The 3613-nt window shown below is 72.5% G+C and carries 4 protein-coding genes; 1 reads left to right on the top strand and 3 read right to left on the bottom strand.

Going from position 1 to position 3613, the window contains the following annotated elements; translation table 11 throughout:
• The first annotated feature begins 69 nt into the window (after positions 1-69).
• Positions 70-1044, top strand: coding sequence for an adenosine deaminase (locus tag ACJOT3_RS33565; protein ID WP_406977156.1), 975 nt, complete (start codon positions 70-72; stop codon positions 1042-1044).
• Between the two features lie 45 nt (positions 1045-1089).
• Here the strand turns inward: ACJOT3_RS33565 and ACJOT3_RS33560 are convergent, their stop codons facing one another.
• The 3 genes from ACJOT3_RS33560 to ACJOT3_RS33550 all read right to left on the bottom strand — a co-directional run.
• Positions 1090-2013 (bottom strand): DUF2332 domain-containing protein, encoded by a 924-nt coding sequence (locus ACJOT3_RS33560; RefSeq protein ID WP_406977157.1) that lies wholly within the window; start codon positions 2011-2013, stop codon positions 1090-1092.
• 123 nt (positions 2014-2136) lie between these two features.
• Positions 2137-2796, bottom strand: coding sequence for a DJ-1/PfpI family protein (locus ACJOT3_RS33555; protein ID WP_406977155.1), 660 nt, complete (start codon positions 2794-2796; stop codon positions 2137-2139).
• 3 nt (positions 2797-2799) lie between these two features.
• The coding region (locus ACJOT3_RS33550) for a GlxA family transcriptional regulator (protein WP_406977154.1) at positions 2800-3613 on the bottom strand (814 nt) is incomplete at its 5' end.

Below are 3613 nucleotides of genomic sequence, written 5' to 3'. Positions count from 1 at the left end.
CCGCCGTGTGCCCACCCCGACACACAAAACCGGACAAAGCATGATCAAGGGTGCGCCACCATGGTCTGCATGCCTCTTCCCAAAGCCGAACTCCACCTGCACATCGAAGGCACCCTCGAACCCGAACTCGCCTTCACCCTCGCCCACCGCAACAACATCACCCTCCCCCACACCACCGTCGACGAACTCCGCGCCGCCTACGAGTTCACCGACCTCCAATCCTTCCTCGACCTCTACTACGCCCTCATGGACGTCCTGCGCACCGAGGCCGACTTCACCGACCTCACCCGCGCCTACCTCACCCGCGCCGCCGCCCAAGGCGTCCGCCACGCCGAGATCTTCTTCGACCCCCAGGCCCACACCGCCCGCGGCATCACCCTCGACACCGTCGTCAACGGCATCACCGCCGCCCTGGACACCGCCGAAACCGACCACGGCATCAGCACCCACCTCATCCTGTGCTTCCTGCGCGACCGCCCCGCCACCGAGGCCATGGACACCCTCCACGCCGCCCGCCCCCACCTGGACCGCATCATCGGCGTCGGCCTGGACTCCGCCGAGGTCGGCCACCCCCCGACCAAGTTCACCCAGGTGTTCGCCGCCGCCCAGGACCTGGGACTGCACCTGGTCGCCCACGCCGGCGAGGAGGGCCCGCCCGACTACATCCGCCAGGCCCTGGACCTCGGGGTGGAGCGCATCGACCACGGCATCCGCTGCCTGGAGGACCCCGACCTGGTCACCCGCCTGGCCGCGAACCGCACCCCGCTCACGGTGTGCCCCCTGTCCAACGTGCGCCTGCGCGCCGTGGACACCATGGCCGACCACCCCCTGCCCGCCCTCATGGACGCCGGCCTCCTGGTCACCGTCAACTCCGACGACCCCGCCTACTTCGGCGGCTACGTCGACGACAACTACCAAGCCCTGGCCGACCACCTGCACCTCACCCAGGAGCAGCTGCGCACCCTGGCCCGCAACTCCTTCGAGGCCTCCTTCCTGCCCCACGCCCGCAAGAAGGAGCTCATCGCCCTCGTCGACGCCCACTGACACACAAAAAAAAAGGGGGCGGCGCACCCGCGCCGCCCCCGAGCCTCACGCCCAGGTGAGGGACTGGCCGTGCTCCCCCGCCCAGGCCACCACCCGCCCGTCCACCGCCACCGTGAAGTGCGTGGGCTCGGGCGGCCGCGCCCCCTCGATCCAGGGCAGCACCCGCCACCCCTCGTACGACACCCAGTGCCCGGGCAACTCCCCCATCAAGGCCGCGAACCGCTCCCGCTCGGCCGGGGACAGGTAGGCCAGCACCGCCCCGTGGAACACCACCGGCGTCACCCCCTCGGGCACCTGAGAGACCAGGTCGGCGACGGTCTCCAACAGATCCCCGGCCACGATCGGCGGCGGCCCCGCCGCGGCCACCAGCGACGCCGCCGCCCGCAACCGCTCACGCCGCGCCGCCTCGTTGACCCCCGGCCAGATCAGGCACTCCAACCACCGCACGTCCCCCGCATCCGCGGCGTTCAACGGGTTCAGGTCCACCCCGGCCCGCCAGGCCACCTCCACCACCCGCCCCGGCACCGGAACACCCCCCGAGGTGGAGCACTCCAGCACCAACGGCGACTCCCCGACCGGGTCGGCACCGTCGTAGGAGTAGGCGTACCGGTCCGGATACAGGCACAACCCCGCCGAGGACCCCACCTCCACCAACCCCAACGGGCCGGGCAACGTGGCCAGCACCGGCAGCAGGACCGCGCACCGGCGCACCTCGTTGGTCTGCGTCATCCGCTCCAGCACGACCTCGCGCACCGCGTCCCAGTGCTCCACCGCCCACGCCCGGAACCCCGCCCACCCCTCCACCGGGCCGCCCAGGAACCGCACCGCCCCCAACAGCAGGTTCGGTTGGCGCTTGTTCCCCTCCGGCAGGGACAGCACCGACCCCACCATGTCGTCGTCCCCGGCCAGCCCACGGGCGATCTCCGCATAGGAGACGGCGCCACCGGCCTCGTAGTGGTCGGCGAACATCCGGTACACGGCGCGCACCCGCGCGGCCTCGTCCTGGTGATCCAACACCGGCCTCATCTCATATCCGGGGAAAGGGGCAACCCACCCGTACCCATGACAGGGGGTGGGTCACCGTGACCCCCTTCACGCCCAGTCCGGCCGGTCCTCCTCCCACAACAGGAACCGCGAGTTCTCCCGCGCCAACCCCACCACCTCCGCGGGCGCCCTCTCCGGCGACCCCGCATCGAACGGCGGCGCCGGGTCGTACTCCAACGCCAACTGCACCATCTGCGCCCCGAACCCCCCCACCAGCTCCCCCGCCAACGCCAACCCCATATCGATCCCCGCACTCACCCCCGCCGCCGTCACGTACTTGCCGTCGAACACCACCCGCTCCCCCACCGCGTGCTCCACACCCAACCCCGCCAACTCCTGCCCCGCCAACCAGTGCGTGGCCGCCCGCCGCCCCGCCAGCACCCCCGACGCCGCCAGGATCAACGACCCCGTGCACACCGACCCCGTCCACCGGCTCCCGCCGTCCACGTGCCGCACCCACTCCACCAGCGCACCCCCCATCTGACGCGCCTGCCCCGGCCCGCCCGGCACCACCACCACATCCGCGGCGTCCACCTCACCGAACCCCGCGTCCACCACCAGCCCCACCCCGCCCGCCGACGCCCGCACCGGACCCGGCCGCTCACCCACGAACACCGTCTCCACCCCCGGCAACGACCCCAGCACCTCATAGGGGCCGATCGCGTCCAACGCCGTCACACCCTCGAACAACACGACCGCCAACCGCACCACTCACACACCTTCCGCACCGTGGAACCTGCTCCGATACCCCGCCGGGGAACACCCCAACGACCGCACGAACACCCGCCGCATCACCTCCGCCGACGCGAACCCACTACGCCGCGCCACCGCCTCCACCCCCAGCCCCGACTCCTCCAACCACCGCCGCGCCGCCTCCACCCGCACCCGCTCCACATACCGGCCCGGCGTACACCCCACCTCCCGGCCGAACACCCGCGCGAACTGGCGCACCGACAACCCCACCCGCGCCGCCAGCGCCTCCACCGACAGATCCCCCTCCGGATGCTCCACGATCCAGTGCTGCACCTCCCGCACCGCCGGGCGCTGCGCCCACTGCGCCGCCAACGGCGCCGAGAACTGGGCCTGCCCGCCCGGCCGGCGCAGGAACACCACCAGGTGCCGGGCCACCTCCAACGCCACCCGCCGCCCCAGGTCCTCCTCCACCAACGCCAACGACAGATCCACCCCCGCACTCACCCCCGCCGAGGTCGACACCCGCCCCTGGCGCACGAAGATCGGATCGGGATCCACCTCCACCCCCGGGAACCGGCCCGCGAACTCCCCGCAGTACGCCCAGTGCGTCGTGACCCGCAACCCCTCCAACACCCCCGCCTGCGCGAGCAGGTACGCCCCCGTGCACACCGACGCCACCCGCCCCGCCCGCCCGCACGCCCCCGCCAGCCACTCCACCAGCCCCGGATCCACACCCCCACGGGCGCCCTCGCCCCCGGCCACCACCAGGGTGTCGATCCGCCCCACCTCCTCCAGCGCCACCGACGGCACCAGACCCAACCCGCTGGACGCC

The organism is Nocardiopsis protaetiae, from assembly GCF_045446735.1.
Taxonomy (GTDB): Bacteria; Actinomycetota; Actinomycetes; order Streptosporangiales; family Streptosporangiaceae; genus Nocardiopsis; species Nocardiopsis protaetiae.
The sequence above is the reverse complement of the archived record's forward strand: the minus strand, read 5'-3'. Positions and strand labels throughout refer to the sequence as shown.